General features: G+C 63.6%; 7 protein-coding genes. 1 reads left to right on the top strand and 6 read right to left on the bottom strand.

The genetic code is table 11. The annotated features are described in order from the left end of the window. Positions 1 to 31 precede the first annotated feature (31 nt). The 6 genes from NGK70_RS14915 to NGK70_RS14940 all read right to left on the bottom strand — a co-directional run bounded on the left by NGK70_RS14915 (position 32) and on the right by NGK70_RS14940 (position 13,731). A complete protein-coding gene (locus NGK70_RS14915) occupies positions 32 to 991 on the bottom strand; it encodes an IS1595 family transposase (protein WP_251969310.1) in 960 nt (319 codons plus the stop codon). A gap of 481 nt (positions 992 to 1,472) precedes the next feature. Continuing rightward, the gene (locus tag NGK70_RS14920; protein WP_251969311.1) at positions 1,473 to 5,546 is read right to left on the bottom strand and encodes a caspase family protein; all 4,074 of its coding nucleotides are present in this window, start codon (positions 5,544 to 5,546) and stop codon (positions 1,473 to 1,475) included. An 85-nt stretch (positions 5,547 to 5,631) separates the two neighbouring features. Then, on the bottom strand, positions 5,632 to 9,555 hold the full coding sequence (locus NGK70_RS14925; protein ID WP_251969312.1) for a tetratricopeptide repeat protein: 3,924 nt from the start codon (positions 9,553 to 9,555) through the stop codon (positions 5,632 to 5,634). Then, positions 9,552 to 11,012: a hypothetical protein gene (locus tag NGK70_RS14930; protein WP_251969313.1), complete on the bottom strand. Its 1,461-nt coding sequence runs from the start codon at positions 11,010 to 11,012 to the stop codon at positions 9,552 to 9,554. The genes NGK70_RS14925 and NGK70_RS14930 overlap by 4 nt, the downstream gene beginning before the upstream one ends. A gap of 38 nt (positions 11,013 to 11,050) precedes the next feature. After that, a complete protein-coding gene (locus tag NGK70_RS14935) occupies positions 11,051 to 11,584 on the bottom strand; it encodes a hypothetical protein (protein ID WP_251969314.1) in 534 nt (177 codons plus the stop codon). A gap of 173 nt (positions 11,585 to 11,757) precedes the next feature. Next, positions 11,758 to 13,731: a CHAT domain-containing protein gene (locus tag NGK70_RS14940; RefSeq protein ID WP_251969315.1), complete on the bottom strand. Its 1,974-nt coding sequence runs from the start codon at positions 13,729 to 13,731 to the stop codon at positions 11,758 to 11,760. Positions 13,732 to 14,280: 549 nt separating this feature from the next. Here NGK70_RS14940 and NGK70_RS14945 point away from each other — a divergent pair. Next, positions 14,281 to 15,270 carry an IS630 family transposase gene (locus NGK70_RS14945; RefSeq protein WP_251973654.1) on the top strand — a complete coding sequence of 330 codons (990 nt, stop codon included), beginning with the start codon at positions 14,281 to 14,283 and terminating at the stop codon, positions 15,268 to 15,270. The last annotated feature ends 5 nt before the right edge of the window (positions 15,271 to 15,275 follow it).

Genomic DNA, 15,275 nt, shown 5'->3' on the forward strand with positions numbered 1-15,275 from the left:
CCGCAGCTGTTCTGACCTTGTTGGCTCCTGATTAGGCATGAACCTCAGCCGATCTGATCTGGGCTTGGGTGCGTGGGGCGGCGCAGGCGGCGGTGCGCAGCAACTTGCCGACCAGGGCAAACAGATCGAAGCGGCGGTTGAAGCGGTAGGAAAACGCGCCGAGATATTGGTGGGCGTACTTGCCGAACTTGAAGGCCTTGTGCGCGCCGCCGATGGCCGTCTTCAGGTTGGCCAGCACCGTGTTGACCCAGTGGAACTTGGGCATCTGCGCGGGCTTGCGACCACCCACGACGATGTACGAATGCGCGCAGTGCGCCTTGATCACACCGGCAAAGCAGGCCAGCCCGTCGCTGAGCACGCTGCTGCCGGGGCGCAAGTTCTTGGTCGCCCACTCGGTCACAGCCTCGGCGGTGAACCCCGGCAGCGGCGAGAGCTTCGCGTACACCGGATGACCCGCGGCATTGAGCGACACCGCTGCGATCATCGGCTGCTTGTTGGGCGAGCCTCGCCCGGCCTGGCCCGGCAACTGCGGGCGTTCGCCGCCGAGGTAGGCGTCGTCGAGCAGAACCTGGCCGCGCAACGGAAACTGGGCATCGCGCTCGGCCATGGCCAGCATGACCTTGTGGTTCAACAGCCAGGCAGTGCGGTAGCTCACCCCGAGCTGGCGTTTGAGCGCCAGCGCCGCCAGCCCGGTCTTGGCCTGGCTGATCAGGTAGATGGCCAGGAACCACAGGCGCAGCGGCAGCTTCGAGCTGTCCATGAGCGTGCCTGCTGTCAGCGAGCATTGATGGCGGCAACTGCGGCACTGAAACAGCGAGCGGCCCTCGTGTTGCACCCGATAGTGGTCGCGCCCCTGGCAACGCGGGCAGACGAAGCCCTCGGGCCAGCGCCAGTGCTCAAGGGCAGCTGCGCACTGCGACTCCTCGCCGTACAAGGCCAAGAACTCGATCAGGGACATGCCGTGCTGGAACTGGATTCGGTTGATCGCCATGGCCGCACTCCTTCAAGGTCGTGCAGCCACTCTATGGTCTCACTGGCTCACCAGATGAGCCTGGCTGAGGTTCATGCCTAATCAGGTGTTGGCTTGATCGGTGACACGCACGGCCCGGTCTTTCGACAAGGACAAGACGAGCGCGACCACAGACAAAAGAACCGTGAGCGACGAAAGAATATCGCCGGCTTTGATCGTACGATCAAACTGAAGTAGCATGAAAGGAGTCCTTCAAAGACGTTCTGCTCCAAAAATTATATAAGGTACCCGACTCAGTAGAGCCGCAGCAGGAGTATGGCTGAAGGCGCACCGTGCTCGCTGGCGCCCTTTGAATCCGATCGCGGCCATTCAATCAATATGCGCCTTATTCCAGGAATTCACCGGCAGAAAGTTCAAGAATCCAATCTTGATGCTTCCCCGGCTCCCATTTCCCGCACTGGTTTCAGCGAGTTCGGAGTTCGGCAAGGTAAAGACACACCGCCTACCTCCCCGCCTGGATCAACGCCAGCCCGTTGCCGGCAGGCACGTAGTCGTACAGCTTCGGCGTCTGCAACCGCGGTTTGGCGGCCGGCTTGGCCACACCGCGGGCGCCCTCACCCTCCACCATCACCTTGAGCGAGCCGCTGGCCAGCTCGGCCTGCAGCTCCGGCACCCGCACGGTGGGGTAACGCAGCCATTCGAGCAGGTCGACCCGACCGTCGTTGGGGCGCACGTCGGCCCGGTTGGCCACCAGGCCCTCCTTCACCAGGGCGTAGGTCAACAGGCCGCTGCTGACCTTGCGGTGCTCCAGCGCGGTGTCTTCCGCCTGGGTGGCGGCCAGGATGCGGATGCCCTTGTCGTAGGCCAACTGGTCCAAACCGCGCGAACCCATCGGGCCTGCCTTGTAGCCGGCGCTGACGGCCGCCGCGGAGTGGCAGGCATCCAGCACCAGGGCCATCTGCCCGGCATCGATGTCGCGCAGCCAGCGGTCGATCTCCGAGGTCGAGATCGAACGTGCATCGAACCGGCCCAGGCCGCTCACCCCGGCTGCTGCCCCCACGTCGGACGGCACGATGTGCAGATCCCCCGTCAGGTCGCTGACGTAACCGTGGCCGGCAAACGTCACCAGCACCAGGTCTGCAGGCGTCGCGGCCGCCAGCTTGTCCGCCCCCGGCACGCCTGCGAGCACCTTGGCCTTGTCCGGCTGCCCGGCCAGCAGGCCCAGCGCTGCCTGGATGCGCGACTTGGTCGCGCTGGACCCGCCCGCAGCCTCCGATTCCAGCGTGACCGTCACAACCTCCCCAAACTCACCGGCCCGCCTCAGGCTGGCCGCCACCTGCATGGAGATCAACCGCGCGTCGTTGACCGCGTAGGCCAGCGTGTTGAAGGCCTGGCCATCGTAGGCATTGACGCCGATGGCCAGAACGTAGGCCTTGCCGCGCGGCAGCGTCACAGGCTTGGTTGGCTTGAAGTCCAGCGCCGCCACCTTGCTGCGGATGCGGTCCGCGTTGAAGGCGTAGGCCTGGAACGACACCGTTGAGCCACCGGCCGGCAGCCGGATATTCTCGAAGGTGCGCGTGAAGCGGCCGCTCTTGGCATCGATTTCCAGCGCTCCGTCCTTCTCCGGCGCATAGGCCACCAATCGACCATTGCGGAAGAGCCGTAGGTCCTGTGCGCCACTGCTCTTGCCGTCGGCAGCCGACTGGGGTGTCACCGACACCTTGACCCGCACCAGTCCGGGCTTGCCGGGCATGGCCTCGACTTGGTCGATCGACACCTGAGGTGTGACCCGGTTGCGGTCTGCCAGGCGGGTCATGCTGCCCAGGTCTGCTCCACCCTCGAAGATCTGCGGCAACAAGTCGGGTGTGTGGAAGGCACGCATGACGGTATCGAAGGGCACTGGGCGCAGCGGATCGTCATCCATCACCCAATGCAGGGCCGGGTTGGCGCCCAGGTTGCTGGAGTCGATGCGGTTGTCGGGGTCGATCACGACCCAGTTGCCTCCCGCCAGACCGAGCAGCGTTCCGATCTGCGCCTTGCGCCCTGCCAACTCGAACAGTCGAATCTCACCCCTTGTGGTTCCAACGGCCAAGTGACGGCCATTGGGGCTCACGGCCAGGGAGGTGGCAACCTCTCCCTCCAGCGGCGCTTGGAAGGCAGTTCGCAGACGATTCTGGCCGTCCAGCACAACCGCCTGACCACCGCTGTGCACCGCCACCCAACGGTCGTCCTTGCTGGCGCTGGCCTGCGTGGCCTGAGCAAACTCCGGGGGCAGCATCAGTGCCTGAAGCGCTGCATCGGCAGACTTGCCCGCCACGATGGGCCGATGGCTTTCCGGAGTCACTCCCACCAGCTTGCCGTCGATGGCCTTTGTAGTCCGCAGGGTCAATTGCAGGCCCGCCCCTTCAGGTTTCCAGTCGATGAGCGCTTGGTTGACCAACAGGCGCTGCCCATTCAGGAAGACGGGCGCGTGATCCTGGCTTGATTTGAACTTCTCGATGTCCAGCGATCCAAGGGTGACACCGCTTTCGGCGTCCAGCAACTGCAGTTGCCATTCGATCGGGTTCTTTGAAAAAGGCACGGCCTGCTTCAGACGCCCCCCGATGCCGCCCAGGATCGAGCCCAGCAGAACCGCCCGGTCCTGAGGCGCGGGCTGCGTGCCTGGGGCCGACTCGGCTGCTTGGGATGACTGCCTTCCTGGTCCATCCTTGCGGAAATGCAGCAACACGACAGCAAGCTTCTGGTCCGGTGAAATCGCCAGACCGCGTGGATCAGCCGTTCTGCCCTCTGGTGCAGAGAACTGCCGCGTCCACACAGGCTGATCGGCGCCTACCTGCTCCATGCGAACTTCGTGAATGGCCTTCTCGAGGGTCACGGCCTGGAACCGCGTCGTGAGCACGCGGTTGCCGCCCACTCGCCCAAGGTTCGGGCCAATTGCTTCAGACATCATGACGGTCTGACCCGAACGAACGCGCGCCACTGCTCCATCGGCCAATGACCAGCGCAGCGTCTGTTGCGTCATGGTGAAGGGACTTACCGCTGTTTCTGCCATATCCTGGAGAGACATCTGCTTCTTGACCGGCCTGTCGGGATCGTTCTCTGGGTGCTGCGAGTGCGTGCTGATCAGGTGAGCATCGTCCTCGAAGGCCACTTGGTTCACCGGCCCTTCGGCCGCGCGCCAGGAGTTCAGTACCGGAACCCCTGTTTTCCAGCGAGCGGCCACGAGGGTGGGGCCAGCCACGAAGAAAAAGCTCTGCTGGTCTGCCGATGGTGTAACCGAGCTGCCGTTGACCGACGACATCCGAGTCATGCCAAAACCAGGTGGAAGAATCGGCCCCCGAAGGCTGATTGTCCGTGCCAGCTTGTCTACTTCAACCACACGCCGAATTTCCAACATGGAGTCGTCCGGTTCGGTCTCGCCTGCATCTCGGCGATTCCTCAGGAGCAACAGCTGCTGCTCATCCGGACTGAAGGCCATACCGGCCACCGCCGTATCCTGCTCATAAAGGGGTTGGATGATCGTGCTGAGCGGGCTGTCAGCCGGCTTGGCTCCGCCCTGGTAATTCACCGTAAACCTCTTCACCAGGCGCCGCTGTTGTAGATCGAAGAGACTGATCTCTGCCCCTTGTTGAGCGCCGGCCCGCACCGCCAACCACTTGCCCTGAGCAGACACCGCAGCCAGCGAGACCCCCTTGTAGGAAGGGGCAGCACCCTGGAACGATGAGAGCGGTACCAGCGAACCATTGATCGACAGCAGCGTTTCGGCACGCGACATCGGGAGCATCATGGGGCCGAGCGTGATCGTTCTGGCTGTCAATGCCACCACGCTGCCGTCAGCCGAATGCGCACCGATCTTGAGCTCCTGCAAGCTGTCCATCAGCATGTCCATGAGCCCCTCCATTCCCTTGCCGCTGATGATGTCCTTGAAGTCGAGCTTGCTCGGATCCAGCTTCTGCTTCTTCTGCTCGATATGAGACAGCACCTCAGCGCGGACCCTGTTTGCCTGTATCTCTGCCAAGTACAGCCCACTTCGGGTTCGGATCAGGATCTTCCCGTTCTGCAAGGTGCTGACTTCCGAAATGTCAATGGGATCCCGCTGCGGGTCCTCAGGCTGCCTGGCACCCTGCCGGGGATCCGGGAGCCTGACCTGCAACGTTTCCGCCTCGGCACAGCGGATCAGGTCCTGGCGGACCAATCGGTCCCCATAAGGCACGTAAAGCGACTGGCTGTCGCCAGACCATGCAAACGAAAACGCGCTTCCGGCCTGCCCGTCGTGCTCCTCATCCGATGCTTTCGATCGACGAGACGTTGGCTTTGCCGTCGCCTGCGCCTGCTGAGGTTTGAGTTCACACACAAGGCGGCCAAGATCAGCGTTCCAGATCTTGATGACGGACGAATCGGCGGTGGCCACCAGATTGCCGTTCGGCGACATGGAGGACAGAAGCCCCAGTGAATTGGCATGGCCAGTTTGCGTCATCAACTTGGCCCGGCCTGCCGCCTGCGTGGGCTCGTTGGCGAAACCTGCAGTCGGTAGCAGCGCCGCTGCACAGATCAGCCAAGTTCTGAGTGTTCTCATCGGGTTCGCTCCATGAGGTTGTTGAGTTGTTGAAGGTGGCGAAAAAGGCGGCGGGGGCGGATTCGTAGCTGTTGATTGGTTGAACTCACAACCAATTCCCCATCAAGATGAACGGCGCCCAGTAGTACGGGTGCGCATAAGGTGCCCCTGCCGGAGCCACGTAGGGCGCTGGCTTGCCTTCGCCACCGCCGGGCGCGGCGGCGACCGGCCTGGCCCCGCGCGGCTCGTTGGGGCCGGCGCTGCCGGCGTCACCGCCGGCCGCGCCCAGCAGGGCCAGTTGTGCCTGCCTCAGTGCCTGGGCCTTGTTGCGCTGGCCGCCTTCGCGGGCGCGGTAGAAGCGCTGCATCAACTCCCCGGTGCTGCGGTCGGCCACCGGCCACAGGGTGGCCAGCACGGCGCGTGCGCCCTTCTTCTGCACCTCCGCACCCAGGCCTTCGACTTCGCGCCCGTCTTCGCGCAGCCCCCCGCCGGTAGCGGTGTCGCAGGCCGACAGGGTTAGCAGGTCCACACCGTTGAAGCGCGGCATGCGCCGCAGGTCGGCCAGGCTGAGCCGGGAGCCGTCGCCCAGCAGCAGGAAGGACTGGTCGCTGCCCTCGATGAAGCGGAAGTGGCTGGCCACGTGCAGCACCGGGCGGCCCAGGTTGTTCAGCAGCGTGGTGCGGTTGAACTTCTCGTCCAGGTAGACCTGGCCGGGCAGCACCTGCGGGTGGACGATGCCGTTGAGCTCCTGCCGCACGGCGTCCAGCGCACGGAAGTTCTGTTCCGGAAAGGCCCGCGTCACCCCCAGCGCCGCCACCTGCCACTGCGCCGCCGGGCTCTTGCCCAGGCCGGACTGGGCGGCTGCCGTGTAGATGGCCAGCTGGTAGTTCTCCACCAGGTAGCGCCGGCCGTCGTGCAGGGCCGCAAAGGGCAGGTATCGCAGGGCACCGTCCTGCAGCAGCATCAGGGTGTGCACGTTCTGCGCCTGCAGATCCGCCAGGATGGGCTCGATCAGCAGGGCATGCAGGCGCTGTGCAGCGGCACGCGGGTCCAGCTTGGGGTCCTGCAGCAGGCCGCGCAGTTCGGCGATGTGCTTGTTGAGGTCCTTCTCCGCAATGGGTACCTCCCGGGCGAGCTGGATGGCCTGGGTGCTGACGATGATGGACAGCTTCTCCCGGCTGGCCACGTACTGCACCGCGGCCACACCCTGCCCTGCAGACCCCAGCTCGGCCAGCAGGTTCTGGTGCGACTCGATCTGCCGGTCCACCAGCGCCGCCTTCTCCCGGTGTTCCGCCTGCCCAGCCAGCATCTGCCGCAGCCCGGTGGTGAAGGCCATGAAGGCATCGCGCGCCTCCGCCAGCGGCGCCTCCAGCTCCGCCAGCCGCGCCAGGTCCGCCTCGGTGGCGCCCCCCTTGCGGCGGATCTCCTGCAGCCGCAACTCTTCCTGCGCCAGCGTGGCCAGCCGGTCACCCAGCACCTTGTACTGCTCAGCGGCCTTGCGCTCCACCCCAGTCAGCGGCAGCTCGGAGCTGGCCGGTGCGCTGTCGGCATCGCGGCGCACGAAGTCGAACAGCTCCTCCTCCTTGAGCAGCGCCATCACCCGCTGCGCCTCGGGGATCCGCCCGGCGGTGATCAGCTGCTGCGACAACTCGGTGTAGACCCAGCGCTTGTCGTTCAGGAAGCTGGTCTGCAGTTCCCGGTCGAGTTTGATCAGTCCGCCGCGCAGCGACTGGATGGTGTTGACGGCTTGTTTGCCCCAGAAGATGGCGGAGGTGGGGTCGCCTTGCGCTGCAAGAAGCGCGGCGATACCGGACTGTGCATGCCATTGAAGTTCTCGGTTCCAAGAGGCCGTGCCAATCTGCTCGGCGCGGTAGAACAACGGCAGCGCTTGGGCGAACTGACCCATGTCCAGGTACAGGCGGGCCAAGTTGTTCAGGCGCCTGCCGGTACTGGGGTGGTCCGACCCCAGAGCTTTATCCGAGATCGCCAAAGCGCGTTGAGACAGAGGCAGCGCCTGGGCGTAGTGGCCCATGGACCAGTGGAGATTGGCCAAGCCGTTAAGGCTCGTGCCGGTGCTGGGGTGATCCGTTCCATGGACCTTCTCCGAGATCGCCAAGGCGCGCTGAGACAGCGGCAGCGCCTGGGCGTACTGACCCATGGCCCGGTGGAGTTCCGCCAGGTGTGTCAGAACCGTGCCGGTGATGGGGTGCTCTGGACCACCGACCTTCACAGAGATCGCCATAGCTCGCTCAAAGAGCGGCAGAGCTTGGGCGTACTGGCCCAAGTCCTGATAAAGAACGGCCAAATTCACGAGCCGCGTGCCCGTGCTGGGGTGATTCGGCCCCTCAGCCTTCTCCGAGATCGCCAAGGCTCGTTGAAGCAGCGGCAGCGCCAGGGCGTACTGACCCATTTCCGTGTAGAGGAGGGAAAGGTTGTTCAGAACTCTGCCGGTAGCGGGGTGATCCGGTCCCTCAGCCTTCTCCGAAATCGCCAAGGCACGTTGAATCAACGGCAGCGCCAGGGTGTACTGGCCCATGTCCTGGTAGAGAGTGGCCAAGTTGTTCAGAACCGTGCCAGTGGTGGGATGATCCGGCCCTTCAACCTTCTCCGAAATCACCAAGGCGCGCTGGAACAGCGGCAGCGCTTGGTTGTACCTGCCCAAATCCCGGTAGAGGACGGCCAGATTGTTCCGGCGCGCGCTGGTGTTGGGGTGGTCCGCCCCCTCAGACCTCTCTGAGATCGCCAAAGCGCGCTGAACCAACGGCAGCGCGTTGGCGTACTCGCCCATGTGCTGGTAGAGAAGGGACAGATTGTTCAGGACCGCGCCGGTCGAGGGGTGGTCCGCCCCCTGGGTCTTTTCCGAAATTGCCAAAGCGCGTCGAAGCAGCGGAATTGCCTTGGAGTACTGGCCCATGTCCTGGTAGAGAACGGACAGGTTGTTCAGGTTCCTCCCGGTGTTGGGGTGATCCGGTCCCTCAGCCTTCTCCGAAATCGCCAAGGCGCGTTGATACAGCGGCTCCGCCTGCGCGTACTCGCCCATTGCCAGGTAGAGACCTGCCAGGTTGTTCAGACTCGTACCAGTTGTGGGATGGTCCGGTCCCTTGACCTTCTCAAAGATCACTATCGCACGTTGACACAAGGGTAAGGCCAGGGCGTACTGGGCCAAAGACTCATGCATACCGGCAACCCAACCCATCAGGGTCGCAACGACCTCGAGATCGTCACCCAAGACATCCAACGCCATTTGCAACACCTGCTGCGCGGGTGCGATCGCATTCCCTGTTTGCCCGCCCGCATTGAGTCGTTGGACCTGCTTGATCGACGCTTCAACTGTCTGCCACCTGGGCCATGATTGCTCGAACCATTGCTTGCCGGCCAGTGCAGCCAGTGGCTGCCAGCCTTTGGAGCGAAATAGATCGAAATCAGCCAGAGGGCCCGCAAGGAGAGCGGGTTCGTCGGGAACGCGCCAGATCGTGTCCCTGTAGTAGCGCTTGGCCGTTTCAGCATCGCCCACCAGCAGCCATGTATGTCCAAGATTGACGATCGGCTCCCAGTTATCGGGCCGAATTTCCCGCGACTTTTCACAAGCTGGCCGGGCTTCCAGCGGGCGATGGGCGAGGATCAAATTCCAGCAGAGGCCATTCCAGTACTCAGCATCACCCGGGCTCAAGTTCGTGGCTCGCCGACTGGCTTCAACTGCTTCTTCTTGGCGACCAAGCTCTGACAATGCCCTCGACCTCAGGGAGTGGGCGAAACTGTCATCGGGCTGGTCCACGAGGAACAAGTCAAGCAGTCGCAGCGCATGCGCAGGGTTCTTTGATTCCAGTGCTTCAGAGGCCTCCTTGAGGAGCGGATGTTCTTCTGATGGAACACTGGCCGCCCCGGCGGACGACGCAGCCCCCGCAGGCGGTAGAGCTGGCGTGGCGGATTGCGCAAGCACTGGTGTGGACAAGGCAATGGCGGCACTCACCAAGACCTGCCGAGTACGGAGTTTTGCCGTACCCCCGCCAGCCAAGAACGATGAGCTCATGCTTCTTCTCTTCCAAACAGAAGCGTTCTGCGCAAGAGCCCAGCAGCGACCGGTGCGCCAAACGCCGGCAACCCGGCCCGGCCCGTCGTCACGGTGCGGATGCGCGTCGGGCTGCTCAACGCCGCCAGGCTTTGGCGGATCAGCGCGGCGATGTGTTCACCCTGGGGCGGGTCAGCCTGTGCATCGACCAAGGCCTCCTTCCACAGGGCGATGGCCTGGCGCTTGTAGCCCAGGAGGTGCTGAACATGGGCCAGGTTGTGCCGAGCTGCGGCCAGTTCGGCCCGGGGCGACTGGCTGGCCAGCAGCGTCTGCACCTGAAGCTCGAAGGCCTGGCGTGCCGCAGCGTAATCACCGTCTCGCATGCGCCAGGCCCCAGTCAACGCCTGGGCGTCGGCCGCGGCCAGGGAGGCGGCGCGGCCGTGGTGGGTGAGGAGTTGCAGCGCTTCAGCGACCAAGGCCGTGGCTGCGGCCTGCTGGCCGCTGCGGTGGCGCAGGCGTGCCTCGTGCAGCAGGGCCTGCGCGGCGGGCTCGGGGCTGCGGGCCTGGCGCTGGCGGTAGAGGGCCGACGAGTGTTCCGCCAGCCGCAATGCCAGCACCGGCTGCCGGCGGCCGGAGGCGAGCAGGGACAGGTGATTCAGCCGGTCGGCCAGGGCGGCGGAGGGGCCGAGCGGGCTGGCGCCGAATCGGGGGGAATCCAGCAGCGCCAGCAGATCCTGCGCGACAGCGCTCACCTCCGCCCGGATGCGCGCGGTGAACAGGCGCTGCTCCAGGGCGGCCAGCTGCAGGTGCTGATCGGCATCGGCCCGCAGCGCCCGGGCCTGATCGGGCTGCTCGACCGGCTGAAGCCGCAGCTCCGCACGGGTGTACGCGCAGCCAGCGGGTGAGGCAGCGGCGCCTGGCGGCAAACGCTCCTCCCAGGCAAAGACCTGCTCAACGTGCTGATCGGCGGACTGATGAGTTGATTGAAGGGTGCTGCCTGACGGTGCCGCAACTGGGCTCAGCAGGCCGACAGATTCGCCCTCGCCGCTCAAGGGCATCAGCGACGCCGCCACGCCCGGCAGGCTGGCAGCATCCGATTCAGCCTGATCCGGAACTGCAGCACCGGCGGCCGGTGCGAGCGTCGCCCGGGTGCGCGGGACCGGCACGCGCAGCGTTTCCATGCCATCGCCCCACACCACCGCATCGACCGCATCGGAAGGCAGCGCCCAGGCGACCGGCAGACGCAACGGCAGGGCCTGGCTCGCATCGCAGCCCGCGCCCGCTTGCGCCAGGACCAGGAGCGAGCCGGTCCAGACCTGCGCCGCCACAGCGCCCGGCGAAGCAGGCTGGGTTGCCGCCGCATCGGCGGTGGCAGCCAGGCTGGGTTGGGTGGCCAACGCTGCGGCGCCGACAAGAGCGACTACCAGCGTGGCCAGCACCCGCCGCAATCCGCCACGCCGCCTGAGGACGTCGACCACCGCATTCGGCTGCGGCAAGCCGTCAGCACAACGCTGCCTCATCGCTCACCCGCCTTCGGCAGGGCCGACAGGGTGAACCGGCTGCGGCCCTCCACCGTGTTGCCGCCAGCGAGCGCGGACCACTGCTCCTCGATGACGCCGCCCTGCAGCTGCATGCGGCTGCGGTAGACAAACTCGAAGCCCTGCACATGGTTGTAGCCCTCCCCCGCGCACTCCGCGACACCGGGGTTCTGGGCCGAGAGGGCACAGCTGCTGCGGTAATAGGAGTGGGCGTCCGCGCCCCAGACGCGCAACACCCCATCTCCCACGCGGATGGCGGCAGTGCCCCCCGCAGCATCACGCCATGTGCCCAGCCAGCCCTTCGGAACCACGGTCGGGTTGCTACTGGCCGTGGCGCCGGCTCCCGCCAGTACGGGCACGGCAATGGCCGCAGAGATCAGCCCAACAGCCCAGGCTCTTGCCGGCCAGGGGTGATGCAGGCGGATGGGCAGAAGGCGGTGAAGGGGCAAGGAGGGCTGGTTGAGCGGGGTGCGGGTGGGGGTGGCGAAGAAATTGGGGTTGGGCATCAGCATGGTGGAAACCTCAGGCGAAGGGATGAAGCCAGGTGACCGTGCCGGTGCTGTCGATGCATCACAGGGTTGCAATGGACAGGTCGACTCGGTCACTCCACCCTGCGACGTGCAAGGCGCCGGCTTGTGAGCGCCCTGGAGCGCCCCCAAGGGCCGGGCGATGCCCATCCCGACCCTCACATCCAATCTCCGCTGATGACGAAGGGCGCCCAGTAGTAGGGGTGGGCCCAGGGGTTGCCCGGGGACGGTGCGGAGGGCGACGGCGTTCCCGCAGCCAGTGGCCTCGCACCCCGTGCCAACTTGTCGGTGACAGAAGCGCCCTGCCCCTTCAGGAGTTGCAGTTGCGCGGCCCGCAAGGCAGCGGCCCTTCCGGGCAACGGGCCTGCTTGGCCCGCCAGGCCGGACTGCATCTGGCGGTAGTAGCTCACCATCAGCTGGGCGGTGGAGGCATCGGCCACCTTCCACAAAGTGCCCATCACCGACCGCGCCTGCTTGACCAGCAGCAGTGCGGCCAGCCCTTCGACCTCAGCACCCGTTTCGTTGAAGCCCCCGCCAGTGGCGGTCTCGCAAGCGGAGAGGGTCAGCTGCTCCACCTTGGAAAAGTCCCGCCGGGCCAAGCTGGCCATGCTGACCGGATCACCCCGCCCGACCACCAAGACAGAACGCCGCTCGTCGCCGGGGCGGAAGTCGAAATGGCTGGCCACATGGACGATGTTGCCCGCGCCGCCGATGGCTTCGTCCAGGTGCTGCAGATCGAACTCATCGTCCAGGTGGGCGTAGCCGGGCAAGGCGCCCCCGGGGTTGATGGGCGAGCGCACAATGCCCTGGATCTCTCGGCGCACACCCGGCAGGGCCGGGAAGCCGGGTTTCGCCTGCGTCACGCCCAACGCAGCCATCCGCCAGGGCTGAGTCTGCACCCTGGGTTTGGGGTCAGGGGCAGCGGCCAGCCAGTTGGCCAGGGCGAAGCGCTCGATCAGGTAGTGACCTTGTTCGTCCTGCAGCGCGGCAAATGGCAGGTAACGCAGCACGTCCGTGGATGCCAGCAGCAGCGTACGAGCACCCAACCGCTGCAGGTCAGCCTCGACCGGCCCCAGCAGGGCCTTCCAAAGCGCCTCGGCAGCCTCGCGGGTGTCTGCCTTGTTCAGGATGGCCGTGCGCAGTTGGCTGACCCGCTGGCTCAGCTCCACGCGGGTGATCGGGCTGAACCGGCCGACCGTGCCTTCTCGGGACGCCATCAGGATGCCGAGACGCTCCTCGGTGACCACAAACTGCAGGCCCACCGCCGTGGGGTCGCGCTGCACCACCGCCTGAAGGCGACCTTTGGCCTTCTCGTTCTCCTGCTCACCACCGGCCGCCTGGACCTCGGGCAGCTCCTTGGGCAGGTTGTCCAGGAAGGCGCGCATCGCGGCCTCCCAGGCTTGCAGCTTGGCTTCCAGTTCGGTAACACGCTGGCGGTTTTCGGCTTCGTCGCCCTGGAGAAGCTCAATGCGTATCCGGATGCGCGCCAGTTCAGACTGCAATCTGGCTCCTTCTGTCACGAGTGATTCCATTTGCGCGTACGCACGTTGCTCGGCCCCGCCAAGGTCCACACGCGTCAGCTGGACTGATGACCCCACCTTGCTGCGTGGCGTCAACTCACGCAATTCGAGCTCCTTCAGCATCTGCAGCACCTGTTCGGCTTCGATGACACGACCTCTCTCGATCAGCACGTTTGCCACGAACTGATACATCTTGCTGTACTTTTTCAGGAAGCTTTTCTGAATGTCCGCCTGCAGTTCAGTGATGCCGGCCCGCTTCTCTTGTATTGCGTTGACCGCGGCCTTCCCCAAGAAAATTGCCGCAGATGATTTTCCATACACCTTCGCATCCATGGCCAACATCATCATGGACTCTGCATGGCTGGTCGAATATGGATTCCTCAGGCTTAAAAAGATCCAGTAATCAGCGGATGTTTCGTGAACATCCTGCCACCGCTCCAACTCGAACGCCGCGGACCATCTTAGAAACAGAGTCTTCACAGTCACCTGATCCGGCGCCCTACCGGAATAACCGGCCCGACCAAGAAGTACGGTTGTCCGCGCAAGAGAAGAATTTGGACGACCGGAAGCAAATTCAAACCCAGACGCCAAGATATCGAGCATTGCGACCATGTAGTGGTCTACGCCAAAGATTCTACCCAGTCTGACCTTCGCTGCATCGAATGCCTCAATTCCACGATTTATACTACCTGCGCGACTCAATCGTACTGCCTCGTCCACCAACCTGAAGCCCTCCGCTGAACTTTGCATCGCACTTTGAACTACAGCAGGAACCTCATTCTTAAAGAGATCCGATGAAGTTGCATCTATTGCATCTGTTGCATCATCGTCAATTGCCTTTCCCAGCCTACGTAAAACAGTATTGAGTGCTTTTTGAGTTGATGCGAGCAAGGCTGGAGATGGTTCTGAGATGCCTGATAGGCTCTTCTGGACATTCATTAGCAATGTCAATGCATCATTGAATCGCTCCACTTCAATCAGAAAATATCCTAAACGCAACCTTGCCCTGATCGATTCAGCGCTCGTCTCGCCATACAGTACTCTTGCTAAATCAACGTACTAAGAAATAAAGAAATTTAGTTCTAATTGAGTTTGTGTTCATATATAATATGCACCATGAAGCACAAACTGCCTCCCCGTCCTGTTTTTACCTCGCGCCGAATGGAGCAGCAGTGGAATCGAATGCAGGGTGTCAAGATGATGCGGGAAGGGTTTGCTGCGGCGGATGTGGCGCGTTTGTTCGGCGTGACGAGTCGTGCCGTCTACAAATGGGTCGCCGCCTTCAGTGAGGGCGGGCAAAATGCGCTGGCAGCCAAAAGCGGAGCCGGGCGCCCGCTCAAACTCAATGAAGAGCAACTTCGGTGGATTGCCGATACGGTTCGTGACAACACGCCCGACCAACTGAAGTTCGAGTTCGGGCTGTGGACACTTTCCATGATTGGCGCACTCATCGAGCGCCAGTTCGGCATGAAATTGAGCCTGCCTACGCTGAGCAAGGCGATGCGCCTGCTGGGCTTCACTACGCAGCGTCCGGTGCATCGCGCCTATGAACAAGACCCCGTGCTGGTGTCGCAATGGTGGGCGTCTGACTGGCCGCAGCTCCAGGCCACCGCCAAGGTGCTGGGTGCACAGATCCTGTTCGCTGACGAGGCTGGCATGCGCTCGGACTACCACGCCGGTACCACGTGGGCACCCCAGGGACAAACACCTGTGGTGCGCTCGACGGGCAAGCGTGTGTCGGTGCAGATGATTTCTGCGGTCAGTGCCAATGGACAACTGCATTTCATGCTCCACGAGGGACGCACAACGGCCGAGGTCTTCGTGAAGTTCCTGCGCCAATTGATGACCGACCGGACTCAGAAGGTCATTCTCGTCGTCGATGGTCACAGTATTCACAAAGCCGGAATTGTTCAAGAATATGTCAATTCAACCGATGGACTGCTTCGACTCCACTACCTGCCGCCATACTCTCCACAACTCAACCCTGACGAGCAGGTCTGGAAGAACGTCAAGGAGCGAGTATCAAAGCAAAAGCCGACAGACAAAGCCAGCCTGCGCAGTTTGATCGAGCGGGCGCTACTGCGACTACAAGATCTGCCTGCTCTGGTTTCAGGATTTTTTCGCCATCCAGATTGCCCCTACATTTTGTGAATTAA

The sequence above is a fragment of the Sphaerotilus microaerophilus genome (assembly GCF_023734135.1).
Lineage (GTDB): Bacteria > Pseudomonadota > Gammaproteobacteria > Burkholderiales > Burkholderiaceae_C > Sphaerotilus > Sphaerotilus microaerophilus.

What these genes read in the sequence shown, in the direction of transcription:
- NGK70_RS14915 (WP_251969310.1), bottom strand. Translation starts at nt 991, where the DNA reads ATGGCGATCAACCGAATCCAGTTCCAGCACGGCATGTCCCTGATCGAG.
- NGK70_RS14920 (WP_251969311.1), bottom strand. Translation starts at nt 5,546, where the DNA reads ATGAGAACACTCAGAACTTGGCTGATCTGTGCAGCGGCGCTGCTACCG.
- NGK70_RS14925 (WP_251969312.1), bottom strand. Translation starts at nt 9,555, where the DNA reads ATGAGCTCATCGTTCTTGGCTGGCGGGGGTACGGCAAAACTCCGTACT.
- NGK70_RS14935 (WP_251969314.1), bottom strand. Translation starts at nt 11,584, where the DNA reads ATGCTGATGCCCAACCCCAATTTCTTCGCCACCCCCACCCGCACCCCG.
- NGK70_RS14940 (WP_251969315.1), bottom strand. Translation starts at nt 13,731, where the DNA reads ATGGTCGCAATGCTCGATATCTTGGCGTCTGGGTTTGAATTTGCTTCC.
- NGK70_RS14945 (WP_251973654.1), top strand. Translation starts at nt 14,281, where the DNA reads ATGGAGCAGCAGTGGAATCGAATGCAGGGTGTCAAGATGATGCGGGAA.